Raw genomic sequence first — 19870 nt, forward strand, 5'->3', positions numbered from 1 at the left:
CCTCCCGGAACCCCCGGAACCCCCGGAGCGATCGACGCGGACGGTGCCGTGCCCTCGCCGGGGTCCGCCGCCGCGCCGACACCGAGCCGGCTGTGCGACGTCCATGCCCTCGGCGGTGCCGATCCGGCGAAGGCGGGTGCCGTGTGGAAGCTCACCGAGTCCGGCCGTCAACTCGACGCCAACCTCGTGCAGCTACCGGCTCACCAGTGCGTGGGGACCCACGCCGAGCCCGACCTCGACGTGCTCCTGCTCGTCGTCTCCGGACACGGCACCCTCGGCACCGGCGACGGGACCGAACCCCTCACAGGTGGCGTGCTGTTCTGGCTCCCCCACGGCTCGACCCGCCGCATCACGGCAGGTGCGGATGGTCTGTCCTACCTCACCGTTCACCGCCGACGCCCCGGCATGCAGATCCGGTCCCGCCTGGCGACGGACGTCTGATCGCCGCTCCGCGAAGGCCGGCCTCAGCGGAGCGGTAGACCTGCCCGGCGGCCTCGCCTTCGCCCTCGGCCGCGCCGGTGTCACCGAAGGCACCCTCGCCGGAGAAACCGACGTATCGGAAGCGGTGGCCTCCCCGCGACCGGCCGGGGCGCGTTCCGCGTGACGTGTCAATTATGCAAGCACGCTTGCTTGTTTATTCGGCCGCTGCCATGCTCCAGAGCGCGACACGCGCCGCGCACCGGACCGCACCGCACCGGACCGCACTGTGCGCATCGCGCCGCGCCGTACACCGCACACCGTCGTGCCCCGAGGGGAGCGCCATCGTGTCCGACCCGTCGTCCGTGATCGACGATCTGTGCCGGGAGAGCGAGCAACTCGATCAGCTGGTAGGGGAGTTGGCGGCCGAGCGCTGGGCGCTCGCCACCCCCGCACCCCGGTGGACCATCGCCCACCAGATCGCGCACCTCACCTGGACCGACCGGTCCGCCCTCCTCGCCGTGACCGACACCGCGGCCTTCGCGCAGGAGGTGGAGAAGGCGCTCGCCTCGCCCCACGGCTTCGTGGACGAGGGTGCGGAGCAGGGGGCCGCCCTGCCCCCGGACCGGCTCCTCGCCGAGTGGCGTGCCGGGCGGGAGGCACTGGAGAAAGCCCTGCGCACGGCACCCGCCGGGACGCGTTTCCCCTGGTACGGGCCACCCATGTCGATCGCCTCCATGGCGACGGGCCGGCTCATGGAGACCTGGGCCCATGGACAGGACGTCGCCGACGCGCTGCGGGTGACGAGGGAGCCCACGGACCGGCTCCGGCATGTCGTGCGCATCGGTGTGCGGGCCCGGGACTTCGCCTTCGGGGTACGCGGGCTCACTCCGCCCGAGGAGGAGTTCCGCGTCGAACTTGCCGCACCCTCGGGTGAGTTGTGGACCTACGGGCCCGAGGGCGCCGGGCAGCGCGTCACCGGGCCCGCCCTGGACTTCTGCCTCCTCGTCACCCAGCGGGCCCACCGCGACGACCTCGCCGTGCGGGCCGAGGGCCCCGACGCCGATCGGTGGCTGGAGATCGCCCAGGCGTTCGCCGGTCCGCCCGGCGCGGGCCGCGCGCCGAAGGGGGCCACGGAGTGACCGGCCCTCGCCCCGGGCTCCGGCCTCTCCGAATCGGCAACGCCTCCGGCTTCTACGGCGACCGCTTCGACGCCATGCGCGAGATGCTCACCGGCGGTCCGCTGGACGTCCTGACCGGGGACTACCTCGCCGAACTCACCATGCTCATCCTCGGCCGCGACCGCCTCAAGAACCCCGCGGGCGGCTACGCGCGCACCTTCCTGCGGCAGTTGGAGGAGTGCCTCGGGCTCGCGCACGAGCGGGGCGTACGGATCGTGGCCAACGCCGGCGGGCTCAACCCGGCCGGACTCGCCGACGCCGTAAGGGAGTTGGCGACGCGGCTCGGCATCCCCGCGCGGGTCGCCCACGTCGAGGGCGACGACCTCACCGCCCGGTACCCCGGCGCCGGGAACCTCGCCGCGCACGCCTACCTCGGCGGTGAGGGCATCGCCGCCTGCCTCCGTGAGGGCGCGGACATCGTCGTCACCGGCCGGGTCACCGACGCCGCGCTGGTCACCGGGCCCGCGTCCGCCCACTTCGGATGGGCCCCGGACGCCTACGACCGGCTCGCGGGCGCCGTCGTCGCCGGGCACGTCCTGGAGTGCGGCACCCAGGCCACCGGCGGCAACTACGCCTTCTTCACCGAGCACGCCCCGGCCCGCCTGCACCATCCGGGCTTCCCCGTCGCCGAGCTCCACGAGGACGGCACCAGCGTCATCACCAAGCACGACGGCACCGGCGGCGTCGTGGACGTCGGCACGGTCACCGCCCAGCTCCTGTACGAGACCTCCGGCGCCCGGTACGCGGGCCCCGACGTCACCTCCCGCCTCGACTCGGTCCACCTCACCCAGGAGGGCCCCGACCGGGTACGGCTGACCGGGACACGGGGTGAGGCGCCGCCGCCCACCCTCAAGGTCGGGCTCAACCGCCTCGGCGGTTTCCGCGGCGAGGTCGTCTTCGTGCTGACCGGGCTCGACATCGAGGCGAAGGCCGCCTTCGCGCGGGCCCAGATGGAGGCCGCGCTCGCCGCCGCCAAGTCCCGCCCCGCCGAGGTCCGTTGGGAACTCGCCCGCACCGACCGGCCCGACGCGCCCACCGAGGAGACCGCGAGCGCCCTGCTCCGGCTCGTCGTGCGCGACCCCGGTCAGGAAGCGGTGGGCCGCACCCTCAGTGGAGCCGCCGTCGAACTGGCCCTCGGCAGCTACCCCGGATTCCACGTACTGGCACCACCGGGGAAGGGCGCCCCCTACGGGGTCTTCGAGGACGTGTACGTGCCCCACGCGGACGTCGACCACGTGGCGGTCCTCCACGACGGGCACCGGATCCAGGTGGCCCCGGCCCAGGACACCCTCGTACTCCAGCCCCAGTCCCAGCCTCAGCCCGACGATGAACCGTTGCTGCCCGAGCCCCTCCCCGCCACCACCGGTTCCGCCGTGCGCCGCGCGCCCCTCGGGCTCGTCGCCGCAGCCCGCAGCGGCGACAAGGGCGGCAACGCGAACATCGGCGTCTGGGTGCGCACGGACGACGCCTGGCGCTGGCTCGCCCACACCCTCACCACCGACCGGCTGCGCGAACTCCTCCCGGAGACCGCCGACTTGACCGTCGTACGCCATGTGCTGCCGAACCTGCGCGCCCTGAACTTCGTCGTCGAGGGGATCCTCGGCGAGGGCGTCGCCGCGCAGCACCGCTTCGACCCGCAGGCCAAGGCGCTCGGCGAATGGCTGCGCTCCCGCCACCTCGACATCCCGGAGGTACTGCTGTGACGGTCCTGGCATCCTCGCTGGACACCTCCTCCGCCGACTACGCCGCCCACCGCGAGGCGATGCTCGGCAAGCTCGCCGACCTCGACACCGAGCACGCCAAGGCCCTCGCGGGCGGCGGCGAGAAGTACGTGGCCCGGCACCGGAAACGCGGCAAACTGCTCGCCCGCGAACGCGTAGAGCTGCTCCTGGACCCCGACACGCCGTTCCTCGAACTGTCGCCCCTCGCCGCCTGGGGGAGCGACTACACGACCGGCGCCTCGCTCGTCACGGGCATCGGCGTCGTCGAGGGCGTCGAGTGCCTGATCACGGCCAACGACCCGACCGTACGCGGCGGCGCCAGCAACCCCTGGAGCCTGAAGAAGGCCCTGCGCGCCAACGACATCGCGTACGCCAACCGGCTGCCGGCCATCAGTCTCGTCGAGTCGGGCGGCGCCGACCTGCCCTCCCAGAAGGAGATCTTCATCCCGGGCGGGGCCGTCTTCCGCGACCTGACCCGGCTCTCCGCCGCCGGTATCCCCACCGTCGCCGTCGTCTTCGGGAACTCCACCGCGGGCGGCGCGTACATCCCCGGCATGTCCGACCACGTGATCATGGTCAAGGAGCGCGCGAAGGTCTTCCTCGGCGGGCCGCCGCTGGTCAAGATGGCCACCGGCGAGGAGAGCGACGACGAGTCGCTGGGCGGCGCCGAGATGCACGCGCGCGTGTCGGGGCTCGCGGACTACTTCGCCGTCGACGAGCGGGACGCCCTGCGGCAGGCGCGGCGCGTGGTCGCCCGCCTCAACCACCGCAAGGCGTACGGGGATCCCGGCCCGGCCGAGCCGCCCAAGTACGACGAGGAGGAGCTGCTCGGCATCGTTCCCGGCGATCTGCGCACCCCCTTCGACCCCCGCGAGGTCGTCGCGCGGATCGTCGACGGCTCCGACTTCGACGAGTTCAAGCCCCTCTACGGGACGAGCCTCACCACCGGCTGGGCCACCCTCCACGGCTATCCGGTCGGCATCCTCGCCAACGCGCGCGGCGTGCTCTTCAGCGAGGAGTCGCAGAAGGCCGCCCAGTTCATCCAGCTGGCCAACCAGCGCGACATCCCGCTGCTCTTCCTGCACAACACCACCGGATACATGGTCGGCAAGGAGTACGAGCAGGGCGGCATCATCAAGCACGGCGCGATGATGATCAACGCGGTCAGCAACAGCCGCGTACCGCACCTCTCCGTGCTCCTGGGCGCCTCGTACGGGGCCGGGCACTACGGGATGTGCGGGCGCGCGTACGACCCGCGGTTCCTGTTCGCCTGGCCCAGCGCCAAGTCCGCCGTCATGGGCCCGCAGCAGCTGGCCGGGGTCCTGTCGATCGTGGCCCGGCAGTCCGCCGCCGCGAAGGGGCAGCCGTACGACGACGACGCGGACGCCGCCCTGCGCGCCATGGTGGAGCAGCAGATCGAGTCCGAGTCCCTGCCGATGTTCCTGTCCGGGCGGCTGTACGACGACGGGGTCATCGACCCGCGCGACACCCGGACCGTCCTCGGCCTGTGCCTGTCCGCGATCCACACGGCCCCCTACGAGGGCGCGCGCGGCGGCTTCGGCGTCTTCCGGATGTGAGAGGGCTGGTGAGAGGTTCCATGATTTCGAGTCTGCTGGTCGCCAACCGCGGTGAGATCGCCTGCCGGGTCTTCCGCACCTGCCACGAACTGGGCATCCGTACGGTCGCGGTGTACTCGGACGCCGACGAGCACGCCCTGCACACGCGCGTGGCCGACACCGCCGTACGCCTGCCGGGCGCGTCGCCCGCCGAGACGTATCTGCGCGGCGACCTGATCGTGAAGGCCGCGCTCGCGGCGGGCGCCGACGCCGTCCACCCCGGATACGGCTTCCTCTCCGAGAACGCCGACTTCGCGCGGGCCGTCCTCGACGCCGGCCTCGGCTGGATCGGACCGCCCCCCGAGGCGATCGAGGCGATGGCGTCCAAGACCCGCGCCAAGGACCTGATGGCGGCTGCCGGGGTGCCGCTGCTCGCCCCCCTGGACCCGGCCGAGGTGACCGGGGCCGACCTGCCGGTCCTGGTGAAGGCGGCGGCGGGCGGCGGCGGCCGGGGCATGCGGATCGTCCGCGAACTCGACGCGCTCAAGGACGAGTTGGCGGCGGCCTCGGCCGAGGCGCTGAGCGCGTTCGGCGACGGGGCGGTCTTCGTCGAGCCGTACGTCGAGAGCGCGCGCCATGTCGAGGTGCAGATCCTCGCCGACGGCCACGGCACCGTCTGGGCCCTCGGCACCCGCGACTGCTCCCTCCAGCGCCGCCACCAGAAGGTCGTCGAGGAGGCACCCGCACCGGGCCTCGGCCCCGACGTGGAGCGGCGCCTGTACGCGGCGGCGACGGCGGCCGCCCGCACGATCGCCTACACGGGCGCGGGCACCGTCGAGTTCCTGGTCTCCGGGGACGGCGGCTCCGAGAAGCGCGTGCACTTCCTGGAGATGAACACCCGCCTCCAGGTCGAACACCCGGTCACCGAGGCGGTGTTCGGGATCGACCTGGTCGCCCTGCAACTGCGCGTCGCCGAGGGCACCCCGCTGGAGGCCGACCCGCCCGCCCCGTCCGGCCACGCCGTCGAGGCCCGCCTCTACGCCGAGGACCCGTCCCAGGACTGGGCCCCGCAGGCCGGCACCCTGCACCGCCTGTCCGTACCCGGCGTCCGGCTGGACACCGGGTACGGCGACGGCGACACGATCGGCGTCCACTACGACGCCATGCTCGCCAAGGCCGTCGCCCACGCGCCCACCCGGGCCGAGGCGGTCCGCAGACTGGCCGGCGCCCTGGAGCGGGCCACGGTCCACGGCCCGGCCACCAACCGCGACCTGCTCGTACGCTCCCTGCGCCACGAGGAGTTCACGGCGGCCCGCATGAACACCGCCTTCTACGCCCGCCACTTGACCGAGCTCACCGCGCCGGCCCCGGACCCGTACGCCCCCTTGGCCGCCGCGCTCGCCGACGCCCACGGCCGCTCCCGGTTCGGCGGCTGGCGCAATCTGCCCTCCCAGCCGCAGAGCAGGCGTTACCTCGTGGCGGGCGAGGAGCACGAGGTCCACTACCGGCACACCCGGCGGGGCCCGGCGGCCGACGGCGTCCACGTGGTGAGGGTGGTCCCCGGGCTCGTCGTGCTCGAAGCAGGCGGCGTACGAAGGAAGTTCGAGGTGGCCCGGCACGGCGACCACGTCTACGTGAACGGCACCACGCTCACGGCCCTGCCCCGCTTCCCCGCCCCCGAGGCCGACCACGCGCCCGGCTCACTCCTGGCCCCCATGCCCGGCACGGTGGTGCGCACGGCGGAGGGCCTGACCACCGGGTCCGCCGTCCGGGCCGGGGACCCCCTCATCTGGCTGGAGGCGATGAAGATGGAGCACCGGATCACGGCCCCGTCGACGGGCACGGTGACGGCTCTGCACGTCACCCCCGGCCAACAGGTGGAGATGGGCACCGTGCTGGCGGTCGTCGAGCCCGACTAGCGGGGGCGCGAGCAACTGCCTGTGCCTGCGGCTGTGGCTTTTAGGGGCGCGGGGAACCGCGCGATCAGCCACGACGGACCAGCACCCTCCCGACGAACAGGACCGCACCCCTGAGGAGCCGTATGACCACCGTCCAGGAAACAGAAGAGCACAAGGCCCTCCGCGCGGCGGTGGCAGCCCTCGGCAACCGCTACGGCCGCGCGTACCTCACGAAGGTCATCGCGGAGGGCGCGAACCCCGACGAGCTGTGGTCGGAAGCCGCGAAGCTCGGCTACCTGGGGGTGAACCTCCCCGAGGAGTACGGCGGCGGAGGCGGCGGCATAGCCGAACTCTCCATCGTCCTGGAGGAGTTGGGCGCGGCCGGCTGTCCCCTGCTCATGCTGGTCGTCTCACCTGCCATCTGCGGCACGGTGATCGCCCGCTTCGGCACGGCGGCCCAGAAACAGGAGTGGCTCCCGGCCCTGGCCGACGGCTCCCGCACCATGGCCTTCGGCATCACCGAACCCGACGCAGGATCCAACAGCCACCGCATCACCACCACCGCCCGCCACGCGGACGACGGCACCGACTGGATCCTCTCGGGCCGCAAGGTGTTCATCTCGGGCGTGGACATCGCCGACGCCACGCTCATCGTGGGCCGCACGGCGGACGCCCGCACGGGCAAGCTCAAGCCCTGCCTGTTCATCGTCCCGCGCGACGCCCCCGGTTTCGGACGGCGGCGGATCGACATGGAACTGCACGGCGCAGAGAAGCAGTTCGAGCTGACCCTGGACGACGTACGGCTGCCCGCCGACGCACTCGTCGGCGACGAGGACGCGGGCCTGCTCCAGCTCTTCGCCGGGCTCAACCCCGAGCGCGTCATGACCGCCGCCTTCGCGATCGGCATGGGCCGCTACGCGCTGTCCAAGGCCGTCGCCTACGCGCGCGAGCGCACCGTCTGGCGGGAGCCCATCGGCGCCCACCAGGCCATCGCGCACCCCCTGGCGCAGGCGCACATCGACCTCGAACTGGCCCGCCTGATGATGCAGAAGGCGGCCCACCTGTACGACAGCGGGGACGACGCCGGGGCCGGGGAGGCCGCCAACATGGCCAAGTACGCGGCGGCGGAAGCCTGTGTGAAGGCCGTCGACCAGTCGGTGCACACCCTCGGCGGCAACGGCCTGACCGGCGAGTTCGGCCTCGCGTCGCTCATCACCGCGTCCCGGGTGGCCCGGATCGCCCCCGTCAGCAGGGAAATGATCCTCAACTACGTCTCGCACCAGACCCTGGGCCTGCCGAAGTCCTACTAGCACCCTCGCTCGTACCGCCACTCCTCTCTCGTACAGCCACCCCCCTCCCTCACAGCTGGAAAGGGCCGGCCATGGTGTTCCGCAGCGAGTACGACGACGTTCCCGCAGTCGACGAACCCATCCACGAGGCGGTGCTGGGCCGTGCCGCCGCCCGGGGTGACGCCCCCGCGCTGATCGACGGCGTGAACGGGACGACCATCACGTACGCCCAACTCGACACGTTCCACCGGCGGATCGCCGCCGCGCTCGCCGAACTCGGCGTCCGCAAGGGCGATGTGTTGGCCCTGCACAGCCCCAACACGGTCGCCTTCCCGACGGCGTTCTACGCGGCCACCCGCGCGGGCGCGTCGGTCACCACCGTGCATCCCCTCGCCACGGCGGAGGAGTTCGCCAAACAGCTGCGGGACTGCGCGGCCCGGTGGATCGTCACCGTGTCGCCGCTGCTGGACACGGCCCGCGCGGCGGCCGAACTGGCGGGCGGCGTACGGGAGATCCTCGTCTGCGACCAGGCGCCCGGCCACCGCTCCCTGCTCGACATGCTGGGCTCCACCGCCCCCGAACCGCAGATCGACATCGACCCGGTGACGGACGTGGCGGCCCTCCCGTACTCCTCCGGGACGACCGGTGTCCCCAAGGGTGTGATGCTCACCCACCGGAACATCGCCACCAACCTGGCGCAGCTGGAGCCCCTCGTCCCGTCGGGCCCCGGCGACCGCGTCCTCGCCGTCCTGCCGTTCTTCCACATCTACGGGCTCACCGCCCTCATGAACGGGCCGCTCAGGCAGGGCGCCGCCGTGGTCGTGCTGCCGCGCTTCGACCTCGACACGTTCCTCGCGGCCATCGAGAAGCACCGCATCACCGCGCTGTACGTGGCCCCGCCGATCGTGCTCGCGCTCGCCAAGCACCCGGCCGTCGAGGGCTACGACCTGTCGTCGCTCAAGTACGTCATCAGCGCCGCCGCTCCCCTGGACGCCGGACTCGCCGAAGCGTGCGCGCGCCGGCTCGGCCTGCCGCCGGTCGGCCAGGCGTACGGCATGACGGAACTCTCGCCCGGCACGCACGTCGTCCCGCTGGGCGCGGAGAACCCGCCGCCGGGCAGCGTCGGGAAACTCATCGCCGGCACGGAGATGCGCATCGTCTCCCTGGACGACCCGGGCAAGGACATCGGCGTCGACGAGCGCGGCGAGATCGTCATCCGGGGACCCCAGGTGATGAAGGGCTACCTGGGGCGGCCCGGCGACACGGACGCGATGATCGACGCGGACGGCTGGCTGCACACCGGCGACGTCGGCCATGTCGACGCGGACGGCTGGCTGTACGTCGTCGACCGGGTCAAGGAACTCATCAAGTACAAGGGCTACCAGGTGGCCCCCGCCGAACTCGAAGCACTCCTGCTCACGCATCCCGGCATCGCGGACGCCGCCGTCATCGGGGTCTACGACACCGACCACAACGAGCGGCCGCACGCGTACGTGGTGCGCCAGCCGGCCGCGCCCGGCCTCACGGCGGCCGACGTCATGGAGTTCGTCGCCGCGCGCGTCGCCCCGTACAAGAAGGTCCGGCACGTCGACTTCATCGACGAGGTGCCGAGGGCCGTGTCAGGGAAGATCCTGCGCCGGGAACTGCGGAAACCACGGGAACAGCGAGAGCCGGGAGAACAGGGGGAGCGCGCATGACGGTGGTGCGACAGGTGCGGCGGTCGTACGAGCGCGGGATCACCACCCTCACGCTCGACGCGCCGGAGCGGCGCAACGCCCTCTCCGCCCGGCTGGTGGAGGAACTGGCGGACGCGCTCAAGGAGTGCGCCGAGGACGAAGACGGGGCCGGGGCGGGGAGCGGGGGCGGGAGCGGCGTACGGGCGGTCGTCCTCACCCACACCGGGAACACCTTCAGCGCGGGCGCCGACCTGCGCGACCCGCCGCACCCGGACGCGCTCGTCGCCCTGCTGCGGCAGATCGTCGAACTGCCCAAGCCGGTCGTGGCCCGCGTCACCGGCCATGTGCGGGCGGGCGGCCTCGGGCTGCTCGGCGCCTGTGACATCGCCGTCGCCTCCCAGGACGCCACGTTCGCGTTCACCGAGGTACGCATCGGGGTCGCGCCCGCCGTGATCTCGCTGCCCCTGCTGGCCAGGCTCGACCCGCGCGCCCTCGCCCGCTACTACCTCACCGGGGAGAGGTTCGACGCGGCCGAGGCCGCCCGGATCGGCCTCGTCACGGCGGCGGGCGACGACGCCCACGACGCGGACGACGTACTCGCGCCGGTGCTTGACGGGCTGAGAAGATCCGCACCACAGGGGCTGGCCGAGACGAAACGGCTGCTCACGGCTAGGGTGCTGGAAATCTTCGACCGGGACGCGGCCGACCTGACCGCCCTCTCGGCCCGGCTGTTCTCCTCCGCGCAGGCCCGCGAGGGAATGACGGCCTTCCTCGAACGACGGGATCCCTCATGGGTTTGGTGAACGGCGCGGCGCAGGCGCCGGTGGAGCGCGTCCCCAAACAGGACCGCAGCCGCGCCACCCGGCAACGCCTCCTCGAAGCCGCCGTCGCCTGCCTCGCCGAACGCGGCTGGGCGGGCTCCACGGTCTCCGTCGTCGCCGAACACGCCGGGGTGTCGCGGGGCGCGGCCCAGCACCACTTCCCGACCCGCGAGGACCTCATCACGGCGGCCGTCGAGTACGTCGCCGAGGAACGCTCCACCGCGTTGCGCGCCCTCTTCCCGGAGGGCGCCGCGGACCGCCGTGCCGTCGTCGCCGCCCTGGTCGACCTCTACACGGGCCCTCTGTTCCGCGCCGCCCTCCACCTCTGGGTCGCCGCCTCGAACGAGGAGCAGTTGCGGGTCCGGGTGACCGAACTGGAGGGCCGGGTGGGCCGCGAGACCCATCACATAGCGGTGGAGCTGCTGCACGCCGACGAGTCCCGCCCCGGCGTACGCGAAACCGTCCAGGGCTTCCTGGACATGTCCCGGGGCCTGGGCCTGGCCAACCTCCTCACGGACGACACGGTCCGCCGGGAGGGCGTGGTCCGCCAGTGGGCCGAGATCCTGGACGTGGCCCTGGGCTGAGGCCCACGCGCTCCGGCCCCTCAAGGACTGAGCCGCTCCACCCGCCAGGCCCCGTCCTCCTGGGCCACGTACCGCAACCGGTCGTGCAGCCGGTTCTCCCGCCCCTGCCAGAACTCGACCGTCCGGGGCGCGACGCGGAACCCGCCCCAGTGCGGCGGCACGGGCACCTGCTCCCCCTCGGGATGACGCGCGGCCAGCTCGGCGTACGAGGCGTCCAGTTCGGCCCGGGAGGAGACCACCGCGGACTGGGCGCTGGCCCACGCGCCGAGCTGGGACCCGTGCGGCCTCGTACGGAAGTACGCCGCCGTCTCGTCACGCCCCGTACGCCGCGCGGTCCCGGTCACGATGACCTGGCGCGCGACGGGATGCCACGGGAAGAGCAGCGAGACGTACGGGTTCTCGGCCAGCTCGCGCGCCTTGCGGGACTCGTAGTTGGTGAAGAAGACGAAACCGCGCTCGTCGTACTGCTTCAGCAGCACCGTGCGGGAACTGGGATGCCCCTCGGCGTCCGCCGTGGAGACGACCATCGCGTTCGGCTCGTACACCGCGCCCTGCGCCGCGGCCTGCGCGAACCAGCGCGCGAACTGCTCCATCGGGTGGTCGGCCAGTTCGGTCTCGTCGATCCCCTCGGCCCGGTACTGCTCGCGCATCGACGCGGGGTCGAGGACCTGGCCGGTGGCCGGGTCGGGAGCGGAAGAGGGATCGAGGGCGGGGTCACGGTCGGTCACATCGTCATCCTGCCGTATTCCGGGGGCGGTCGGCGGGGCGGTCGGCGGGCGTGGGCTTCATCACTGAGTGGCACTCAGTGCCGCGTACTCTCCCCAAAGACGGCACCAACAGATATCGTCCTGCTGCCGAATCGGTTGGGTGACCGCCGACCGCACGGGGCATGACCGGAGTGACGTACGGACCGCGAGTCCAGGTGAGGACCGCGTAACCGGACGATCGCACCTTCAGGGATTCACCACGGTCCAGTTCACATCTCGCAGATCATGTGTCGCACACATCATGAGGAGCCGCCTGATGTCCGACTTCGTACCCGGACTCGAAGGAGTCGTCGCTTTCGAGACGGAGATCGCCGAACCGGACAAGGAGGGCGGCGCCCTGCGGTACCGGGGCGTCGACATCGAGGATCTGGTCGGCCACGTCTCCTTCGGCAACGTCTGGGGGCTGCTCGTCGACGGAGCCTTCAACCCCGGCCTGCCGCCCGCCGAGCCGTTCCCGATCCCCGTCCACTCCGGGGACATCCGCGTGGACGTCCAGTCCGCGCTCGCCATGCTCGCCCCCGTCTGGGGCCTCAAACCGCTCCTCGACATCGACGAGCGGCAGGCCCGCGCGGACCTCGCCCGCGCCGCGGTCATGGCCCTCTCGTACGTCGCCCAGTCCGCCCGCGGCCAGGGCCTGCCGATGGTCCCGCAGCGGGAGATCGACAAGGCGCGGTCCGTCGTCGAGCGCTTCATGATCCGCTGGCGCGGCGAGCCGGACCCCAAGCACGTGGCGGCGGTCGACGCCTACTGGACGAGCGCCGCGGAGCACGGCATGAACGCGTCCACGTTCACCGCCCGGGTCATCGCGTCCACCGGCGCCGACGTGGCGGCGGCCCTCTCCGGAGCCGTCGGCGCCATGTCGGGACCGCTGCACGGCGGCGCCCCCTCACGGGTCCTCGGCATGATCGAGGAGATCGAACGCACGGGCGACGCCGAAGCGTTCGTCAGGCAGGCCCTCGACAGGGGCGAGCGGCTGATGGGCTTCGGCCACCGGGTGTACCGCGCCGAGGACCCGCGCGCGCGGGTGCTGCGCCGCACCGCCCGGGAACTGGGAGCCCCGCGCTTCGAGATCGCCGAGGCCCTGGAGAAGGCGGCCCTGGCCGAACTGCACGCCCGGCGCCCGGACCGCGTCCTGGCGACGAACGTCGAGTTCTGGGCGGCGATCGTGCTGGACTTCGCGGAGGTCCCGGCCCACATGTTCACCTCGATGTTCACCTGCGCCCGTACCGCGGGCTGGTCCGCGCACATCCTGGAGCAGAAGCGCACCGGACGCCTCGTACGGCCCTCCGCGCGCTACATCGGCCCCGGTACGCGCAATCCGCGTGAGATCGAGGGGTACGAGGACATCGCCCACTGAGAGCGAGTGCCCGCCCGGCACGGGCGGGCACGCACGTGTGGCGGCGCTCCGCGGAGGGCCGCCACCCGCAGGTCAGACAGGGGCGGGCGACTCCGCGTGGTGGCGGGCCGCGACCAGCGGGTGCGCCCGCATCCTGCCCCGCAACTCGTCGCGCCCGTACTCCGCGACGGGCGCGACGGGCGTGATGGGCGTGACGGGTGCGAGCGGGGCGTGCGGGAAGGGCAGTGGCTCGATCCGGGCGTCCAGCCGGGGGTTGTGGAGGAAGGGCACGCAGAGCCGGTACCGCTCGGAGGTCCCGGCCGGACCGGTCACCCGGTGCTTGGCGGCGAGCAGATACCCGTCGGTGGCGGCCTCCAGCAGCTCACCGAGGTTCACGACGAACGCGCCCGGGACCGGCCGCACGTCGTGGAAGATCCCGTCCGCCCGCTCCACCTGCAACCCGCCCGCCTCGTCCTGCAGCAGCAACGTCAGGAACCCGTGGTCCTTGTGCGCCGCGGCCTCCTGACCGCCCTGGCCCGGATACCTGACCAGCTTGAGCCGCGGATGGGCCCGCTCGCCGAGGACCGGGTCGTAGAAGCCGGCGGGCGCGCCGACGGAGGCGAGCAACTCGCGCAGGAGCCGCGCCGCGAGGGAACCGAGCCGGTCGATCCACGCGAGGGCGGCGGTCCGCAGCTCCGGCAGCGCGGCGGGCCACTGGTTGGGCCCCTGGAGCCACCAGTACGCGGGCTCGCCGGGCCCGGGAACCCGGGCGGGCCGCTCGGCGCCGATGTCGAACTGCTCGCGCCGGTCGCGGGTGCCGTCGGCGCGCGTGTAGCCGCGGAAGTGCGGGGAGTTGACCGTGTCGAGCGCGGTCCGGTCGGCCTCGTCGAGGGCGAAGAAGCGGTGCGTCGCGTCGAGCAGCGCGGCGGTCTCGGCCTGGCTCACCCCGTGCCCGACGAGCTGGAAGGACCCCACGTCGTGGGCGGCGCTGTGCAGTTGGGCGCGGAGCAGGGCACGCGCCTGGGGGCCGCGGGCGGCCGCGGAGAGGTCGATGATCGGCAGCTGCTGGTACGACGGGGTCGTCGACACGTTCGTCATGGTGTGCGTCCGCATGGGTACGGGGCCGGGCGGCCGCCAGGGGTGGGGCGTGGGCCACGGGTGCCGGTGGAAAGGAGAGACGGAGAGGGAGATAGGAGCAAAGGAGAGGAGCAAAGGAGAGGAGCAAAGGAGAGGAGCAAAGGAGAGAGGGAGAGGAGAGGGGAGGAGAGGGGAGGAGAGAGAAGGGCCGGGGTCAGGCGGAACGCCGACAGCCCATGCTCGTGACGCGCACGTAGTCCACGTGCCGGCGCCGGACGAGTATCGGAAGCATGCGTTCAGGATACTGCCGGCCAGGGCATATGCCCGAGACCGGGATCATCTGGCCGGTATTCGCCCATGAAGGCCGACATTCGCCTACGCGGGAGCCGGAGCCAGGGGCAGTCGGGACCAGGTGCAGCCGGGACCAGGGGGCCGGGACGGCTCCCCATCGGGACACGGCGAACGCGGACGACCCGCGCACTCTGGTCCCCTCCGAGGAGGGAGCCGGCCGGACTTACCGGCGAGCACGCGGGTCGGGTGACTGCTTGAGATTGGGCCGGCTGCACGCTCGTATCACGCGCTGGTCCGGCACCGCACTGAATGTGGTGACGGGCCGCTAGCCCGCAGCCACCTCGCTGGTCCGGGTTTCAGACATGTACCCGATCACCTCCTTTCGGCGTGGTCACACCCTAGGAAGCGTCGCGCCGGGGCTCAAGTGATTTATCGGGGCGGTGATTTTCCGGGACGCCGACGCGTTGAGGCGTTGACGGCGTCGACCTGGGAAGCGATCTTGTGGAGGGTGCCGGAACGACGAAGATCCGGAGACCCGGTCCGACGGCTGGTCCGACGGCCGGTCCGACGCCTGGTCGGACGGCCGCCCACTCGGGCCGACCGGGGCCGAAGTGCACGTGCGCAACGATTTCCTCAATCTTGTGGGAACCAGATGTGGGCTGCGTCACGTTCGAGTTGAATGATTCCTAGTGAGTGATTCGTAGTGTTCGTAGTGAGTGGACAGGCGCGCGGGCACACCGCGCAGGACACGCCGACACGGCCTGCAGGGGGTGCCAGGTGAGTGCTTCACGGCGTAGCGGGACCACGGACGAGCTCGGGCCGCACGAGCCTGAGCGGGACGGGGCCGATCTGCTCGCCGCTCTGCTCGACGGGATGGACGCGGCGCTGTGCGCGTTCGACGCCGACGGAGTGGTGACGCACTGGAACCGGGAGGCCGAGCGGATCCTCGGCTGGAGCGCGGCCGACGCGGTCGGGCGGCACGGCTTCGCCGGGTGGGCCGTGCGGACCGCGGACGCCCAGGAGGTCGAGGGGCGGCTGCTGTCCGCGATGCGGGCCCCGGGGCGGCAGGTCCATGAGTTCGCGCTGCTCACCAAGGAGGGCGGCCGGGTGCTCGTACGGACCCAGTCGGCCGCCGTGCCGGGGCCCGACGGGAAGCCGGCCGGGGTGTACTGCGCCTTCAGCGAGGTGCACGCGCAGATAGATCTGGAGCGGTCCATCGCCCTGAGCGAGGCGCTGTTCGACGACGCCTCCTGGGGTGTCGTGCTCGTCGACGCCGACCTGCGGCCCGCCGTGGTCAACGCCCACGCGGCGCGCGCGCTCGGCACGGGGCGTACCGCCGTACTGGGCCGTCCCCTGGGCGAGTTGCTCGCGCAGGGCGTGGAGGAGCTGGAGAGCGCGCTCACGCACGTGCTCGCGGAGGGCGCGCCGCCGGCGCCCGCCGAGATGTGGGTGACCGTGCGGACCGCGGAGGGCGAGCAGCGCCGTTGCTGGCGCAGCGGCTTCCTGCGGCTCGCCTCGCCGCTCACGGAAGAACCGGTTCCGCTCGGTGTGGGCTGGCTCTTCCAGGACGTGACCGAGAGCAAGCAGACCGAGCAGGAGGCGTCGCTCCTGCGGTTCAGGACCAATCAGCTGCACCGGGCGGCGCGCGCCGCCGCCGAGTGCGAGGACCCGGCGGAGGCGGCGTCGGTCCACCTCGACTTCGCGCTGGCCGGGTTCGCCGACCACGCGCTGATCGACCGGGTGGCCGGTGGCTGGGTGCGCGACGGCGAGGAACCCGTACGGCTGGTACGGGGTCCCGCCACGCCCGCCGGCGCGCCGGGCCCCAGCCTGCCCGCGGGCCGCGCGGGCCTGCCCGTCCGGTACGCCGACGGGCATCCGGCCCTCCAGTGCGTCGAGCGGACCGGTTCCGTACGGGCCAGCGCGGGGGCGACCGAGCCGGGCCGGGCCCGCGACTGGGCCGCCGCCCGGCAGTGGCCCGCGGACTCGGTGCACGCCCTGTGCGTGGTGCTGCGCAGCCGGGGGCGGACGCTGGGGGTGGTGACGTTCCTGCGCGGCGCGAGCCGCACCCGGTTCGAACGGTTCGACGCGACGTACGCGGAGGATGTGGCCGTCCGGATCGCGGCGGCGCTGGATCTGGCGGGGGTGCTGGAGCAGAGGTCCGACGGCGGGCGATGGACCGGTCCCCGGGACTGACCCCGGGGGCTGAGGTCCGGGACTGACCCCCGGGCTGACTTCGGAGCTGAGGTCCGGCGGTCAGGGGGTCAGGGGGCCACCGTCAGTACGATCTTGCCTTGGATGTGGCCCCGCGCGGCCCGCGTGTGCGCGTCGGCCGCTTCGGACAGCGGGTAGGTGCTGTCCAGCCCGACCTGGAGCCTGCCCTCGTCGAACAGGCGCCCGATCTCGGCGAGCTGGGGGCCGTTGGAGCGCACCTGGATGTTCGACACCGTGATGCCCAGGCGCGCCGTCTCCGCCGGGTCGTACTCGGCGAAGAACACCGGAAGCATGGTGCCGCCGCGCTTGAGCACGGTCAGGAAGCGTGAGCTGTCCGGGCCGCCGACGGCGTCGATCACCAGGTCGACATCGCTGACCACGTCCGCGGCCCGGGTCGTGGTGTAGTCGATGAACTCGTCCGCGCCGAGCTCGCGCAGGAACTGCTCGTGCCGGCCCGAGGCCACCGCGACGACGTGTGCCCCCTGCCATTTGGCCAGTTGCACCGCGAAGTGGCCCACTCCACCGGCGGCCCCGTTGACCAGCACGGTCGTCCCCGGCGTGATCGGCACGGGACGGTGCACCCGGCCGGTGAAGGGGGACGGCACGTCGTGGCCGAGATCGACCAGGAACTGCCAGGCCGTGAGCACGGCCATCGGCGCCCCGGCCGCCCGCACGTGGTCGATACCGGTCGGCTTGTGGGCCAGGTCGGAGGCCGGCGCGGCCACGTACTCGGCGTACGTCCGGCCGTCGAATCCGGGGAACCGCAGCATGCCGAAGACCTCGTCGCCGACGGCGAACCCGCGCACGTCCGGGGCGACCGCCCGCACCACGCCCGACAGGTCCGTTCCGGGGGTCAGGGGGAACTCCAGCGTCGGCCTCATCTCGGCCGGCATGACCTTCATCCCCTCCCGCAGGTACCAGTCCGGCGGGTTGACGCCCACCGCGTGCACCTGGACGAGCACCTCGCCCGGACCGACCCCGGGAACCGGCACCTCGTCGTACCGCAGAACTTCCGGCCCGCCGGCTTCGTGGAACTGGATCGCCTTCATCGCGTCTGTCGCTTTCTCGGGGAGACGTTGCTCCTTCAGTCAAGGCCCAGGGCGGCAGGGCCGTCCAAGACCGGTTCGGCAACCCGATCATTCCGAAACGGCATGACACGTACGCTGGAAGCGTGAACGATCTCGGACAGGATCTGGAACTGCGGCTGGTGCGCTACTTCACCGTGGTGGCGGAGCACCAGCACTTCGGCCGGGCGGCCGCCGACCTGCACCTGGCCCAGCCGGCGCTGAGCCGCCAGATCAAGCGGCTGGAGGACCATCTCGGCACCCGGCTGCTCGACCGCACACCCCAGGGCGCCCGGCTCACCCCGGCCGGCCGGACGTTCCTCCCCCGCGGGCAGGCCCTGCTGCGGGCCGCACGCCAGGCCGAGCTGGCCGTGCGGGAACAGGCCGGGACCGAGCGCATCACCATCGGTTACGTCGAGGACCTGGTGATCACCCCCGCCGTACGGGAACTGCGCCGCCGTCATCCGGACGCCGAGATCGCCGCCCGGCATCTGAGCTGCCGTGACATCGGCGCGCTGGCCGACAAGAGCATCGACGCCCTGGTCGCGCGGGCCCCGCTGCCGCTCGCCGCCGACGAGGTGTTCACCACCCCGCTGTACGAGGAGCCCCGGATGCTGGTGGTCCCGCGCGGGCATCCGCTGGCCGGCCGCGCGTCGGTGACGGCGGAGGAGCTGGCCGGCGAGGAGGCGGCGCCGTGCGCGCTGGAGACCGAGGACTGGATCTCGTACCGGATCCTCGGGGCCGGTCTGCCGCCGGTCGAAAGCTACGAGGACAAGCTCGAACTCGTCGCGAGCGGCGTGGCGATCGCCGTGCTGCCGGCCGGTGACCGGCGCAGCTCGCTGCGGCCCGACCTCGTCACCGTGCCGATCGAGGGCGCTCCTCCCAGCCAGGTCGTCCTGGTCAGCCGCAAGGGCGACCCGAATCCGCTGCTCGGGAGTCTCCGGCTGGCGGCCGAGGCCGTGCTGACCGCCCCGGCGGCGGAGCGGAGGTCCGCCGCCGCACCGCGGGCCGAACACCGCCCGGCCGGTTCGCCGGGGAACGGGCACGCCGCGCACCGGGGACTGCGCTCGGCCGTCTGACCGACCGATCAGGACGCGTGGCCGGTGCCACGACGCGTACCGCTACCGCCAGTAGAAGATCCGGTCCGCGTACTCCTCGAAGACGCGGTCGTTCCATTCGAGGCCGCCGTCCACGTTCCCCGACCGCAGCAGCGGCGGCTCGGTCCCGCGGTCCGCGAGGACACCCGCCGCGGTCGCCATGACCGACTGGAGGAGGGCCGACGTGACGACCGTGGAGGCGGACGCGAAGGGCGCCGCGATGGTGTCGAGCGTCAGCTCCGCGTCACCCATCGCGATCTTCGAGTCGAGCACGACGTCGCAGTGGTCCTTCAGATACGTCCCCGACGCGTGCCGGGACGCCGTCTCGGCGGCGTACGCGACCGACGTGACCCCGATGACCTTGAGCCCGAGGGCGCGGGCGGTCATCGCCATCTCGACGGGGAGCGCGTTGCGTCCGGAGAGGGAGACGATCACCAGGAGGTCGCCCGCGCGGGCCGGACTGGCGCGGAGAACCGCGCTCGCGAGGCCGTCGACCCGCTCCAGGGCGGAACCAAGCGTGGCCGGCATGACGTCGACACCGACCGCGCCCGGCACGGCGAGCAGGTTCATCAGCGCGAGACTGCCCGCGCGGTAGACGAGGTCCTGCGCGGCCAGCGACGAGTGCCCGGCGCCGAAGGCGAAGAGCCGGCCGCCGTCCGCCACCGTGTCCGCGATCATCGTCCCGGCGGTCGCGATCGTCGGTGCCTCCTCGTCCCGCACCCGCTGCAGCAGGCCGATCGCGGCGTCGAAGAACTGCCCGGCCAGACTGCTGTCGCTCATCCGCGAAGCCCCTTCCGCTGTCGTGTCGCGGATCACGTTGCGGTCTGGACCACTGCTGTGTCAATACGCTCCACAGGGGCGACACTGGGGCACGAGGGCCCCTT

At 72.7% G+C, this 19870-nt stretch carries 16 protein-coding genes; 12 read left to right on the forward strand and 4 right to left on the reverse strand.

Annotated features, from left to right (window positions below; all coding sequences use genetic code 11):
* The first annotated feature begins 30 nt into the window (after positions 1-30).
* From ACLVWQ_RS12095 to ACLVWQ_RS12135, 9 genes are all read left to right on the forward strand, one after another.
* Positions 31-441, forward strand: a complete 411-nt coding sequence (locus tag ACLVWQ_RS12095; RefSeq protein WP_414108480.1) for a cupin domain-containing protein — start codon at positions 31-33, stop codon at positions 439-441.
* Between the two features lie 323 nt (positions 442-764).
* Positions 765-1559: a TIGR03084 family metal-binding protein gene (locus tag ACLVWQ_RS12100; protein ID WP_414108393.1), complete on the forward strand. Its 795-nt coding sequence runs from the start codon at positions 765-767 to the stop codon at positions 1557-1559.
* Positions 1556-3301, forward strand: coding sequence for an acyclic terpene utilization AtuA family protein (locus tag ACLVWQ_RS12105; RefSeq protein WP_414108394.1), 1746 nt, complete (start codon positions 1556-1558; stop codon positions 3299-3301). The genes ACLVWQ_RS12100 and ACLVWQ_RS12105 overlap by 4 nt, the downstream gene beginning before the upstream one ends.
* The gene (locus tag ACLVWQ_RS12110; RefSeq protein WP_414108395.1) at positions 3298-4896 is read left to right on the forward strand and encodes an acyl-CoA carboxylase subunit beta; all 1599 of its coding nucleotides are present in this window, start codon (positions 3298-3300) and stop codon (positions 4894-4896) included. Before ACLVWQ_RS12105 ends, ACLVWQ_RS12110 begins: the two co-directional genes overlap by 4 nt.
* A gap of 20 nt (positions 4897-4916) precedes the next feature.
* Entirely contained in the window at positions 4917-6794 is a 1878-nt protein-coding gene (locus tag ACLVWQ_RS12115; RefSeq protein WP_414108396.1) for an acetyl/propionyl/methylcrotonyl-CoA carboxylase subunit alpha, read from the forward strand.
* Positions 6795-6916: 122 nt separating this feature from the next.
* A complete protein-coding gene (locus ACLVWQ_RS12120) occupies positions 6917-8083 on the forward strand; it encodes an acyl-CoA dehydrogenase family protein (protein ID WP_414108397.1) in 1167 nt (388 codons plus the stop codon).
* A gap of 74 nt (positions 8084-8157) precedes the next feature.
* Positions 8158-9759: a 4-coumarate--CoA ligase family protein gene (locus ACLVWQ_RS12125; protein ID WP_414108481.1), complete on the forward strand. Its 1602-nt coding sequence runs from the start codon at positions 8158-8160 to the stop codon at positions 9757-9759.
* Positions 9756-10541: an enoyl-CoA hydratase family protein gene (locus ACLVWQ_RS12130; RefSeq protein WP_414108398.1), complete on the forward strand. Its 786-nt coding sequence runs from the start codon at positions 9756-9758 to the stop codon at positions 10539-10541. Before ACLVWQ_RS12125 ends, ACLVWQ_RS12130 begins: the two co-directional genes overlap by 4 nt.
* Positions 10529-11143 (forward strand): TetR/AcrR family transcriptional regulator, encoded by a 615-nt coding sequence (locus ACLVWQ_RS12135; RefSeq protein WP_414108399.1) that lies wholly within the window; start codon positions 10529-10531, stop codon positions 11141-11143. The genes ACLVWQ_RS12130 and ACLVWQ_RS12135 overlap by 13 nt, the downstream gene beginning before the upstream one ends.
* 20 nt (positions 11144-11163) lie before the next feature.
* Here the strand turns inward: ACLVWQ_RS12135 and pdxH are convergent, their stop codons facing one another.
* Complete coding sequence (gene pdxH, locus ACLVWQ_RS12140) at positions 11164-11871, reverse strand: pyridoxamine 5'-phosphate oxidase (RefSeq protein ID WP_414108400.1); 708 nt, start codon at positions 11869-11871, stop codon at positions 11164-11166.
* Positions 11872-12166: 295 nt separating this feature from the next.
* On the opposite strand from pdxH, the gene ACLVWQ_RS12145 reads away from it, so the two are divergent.
* A complete protein-coding gene (locus ACLVWQ_RS12145) occupies positions 12167-13267 on the forward strand; it encodes a citrate synthase 2 (RefSeq protein ID WP_414108402.1) in 1101 nt (366 codons plus the stop codon).
* Between the two features lie 72 nt (positions 13268-13339).
* On the opposite strand, the gene ACLVWQ_RS12150 is transcribed toward ACLVWQ_RS12145, so the two are convergent.
* A complete protein-coding gene (locus ACLVWQ_RS12150; RefSeq protein WP_414108404.1) occupies positions 13340-14344 on the reverse strand; it encodes an isopenicillin N synthase family dioxygenase in 1005 nt (334 codons plus the stop codon).
* Positions 14345-15391: 1047 nt separating this feature from the next.
* On the opposite strand from ACLVWQ_RS12150, the gene ACLVWQ_RS12155 reads away from it, so the two are divergent.
* Entirely contained in the window at positions 15392-16807 is a 1416-nt protein-coding gene (locus tag ACLVWQ_RS12155; protein ID WP_414108405.1) for a PAS domain-containing protein, read from the forward strand.
* 68 nt (positions 16808-16875) lie between these two features.
* On the opposite strand, the gene ACLVWQ_RS12160 is transcribed toward ACLVWQ_RS12155, so the two are convergent.
* The gene (locus ACLVWQ_RS12160) at positions 16876-17874 is read right to left on the reverse strand and encodes an NADP-dependent oxidoreductase (protein WP_414108406.1); all 999 of its coding nucleotides are present in this window, start codon (positions 17872-17874) and stop codon (positions 16876-16878) included.
* Positions 17875-17996: 122 nt separating this feature from the next.
* Here ACLVWQ_RS12160 and ACLVWQ_RS12165 point away from each other — a divergent pair, with 122 nt between their 5' ends.
* A complete protein-coding gene (locus tag ACLVWQ_RS12165; protein ID WP_414108407.1) occupies positions 17997-18968 on the forward strand; it encodes a LysR family transcriptional regulator in 972 nt (323 codons plus the stop codon).
* A 42-nt stretch (positions 18969-19010) separates the two neighbouring features.
* Here ACLVWQ_RS12165 and ACLVWQ_RS12170 read toward each other — a convergent pair whose 3' ends face one another.
* Complete coding sequence (locus tag ACLVWQ_RS12170) at positions 19011-19766, reverse strand: SIS domain-containing protein (protein ID WP_414108409.1); 756 nt, start codon at positions 19764-19766, stop codon at positions 19011-19013.
* Between the last annotated feature and the right edge of the window lie 104 nt (positions 19767-19870).

It is taken from the genome of Streptomyces sp. CWNU-52B, from assembly GCF_047444975.1.
Taxonomy (GTDB): Bacteria; Actinomycetota; Actinomycetes; order Streptomycetales; family Streptomycetaceae; genus Streptomyces.

Excerpts from the sequence above, each read along its gene's own strand:
- ACLVWQ_RS12160 (WP_414108406.1), bottom strand. The coding sequence starts at position 17,874 with ATGAAGGCGATCCAGTTCCACGAAGCCGGCGGGCCGGAAGTTCTGCGG.
- ACLVWQ_RS12170 (WP_414108409.1), bottom strand. The coding sequence starts at position 19,766 with ATGAGCGACAGCAGTCTGGCCGGGCAGTTCTTCGACGCCGCGATCGGC.
- ACLVWQ_RS12115 (WP_414108396.1), top strand. The coding sequence starts at position 4,917 with ATGATTTCGAGTCTGCTGGTCGCCAACCGCGGTGAGATCGCCTGCCGG.
- ACLVWQ_RS12150 (WP_414108404.1), bottom strand. The coding sequence starts at position 14,344 with ATGACGAACGTGTCGACGACCCCGTCGTACCAGCAGCTGCCGATCATC.
- ACLVWQ_RS12145 (WP_414108402.1), top strand. The coding sequence starts at position 12,167 with ATGTCCGACTTCGTACCCGGACTCGAAGGAGTCGTCGCTTTCGAGACG.
- ACLVWQ_RS12135 (WP_414108399.1), top strand. The coding sequence starts at position 10,529 with ATGGGTTTGGTGAACGGCGCGGCGCAGGCGCCGGTGGAGCGCGTCCCC.
- ACLVWQ_RS12120 (WP_414108397.1), top strand. The coding sequence starts at position 6,917 with ATGACCACCGTCCAGGAAACAGAAGAGCACAAGGCCCTCCGCGCGGCG.
- ACLVWQ_RS12130 (WP_414108398.1), top strand. The coding sequence starts at position 9,756 with ATGACGGTGGTGCGACAGGTGCGGCGGTCGTACGAGCGCGGGATCACC.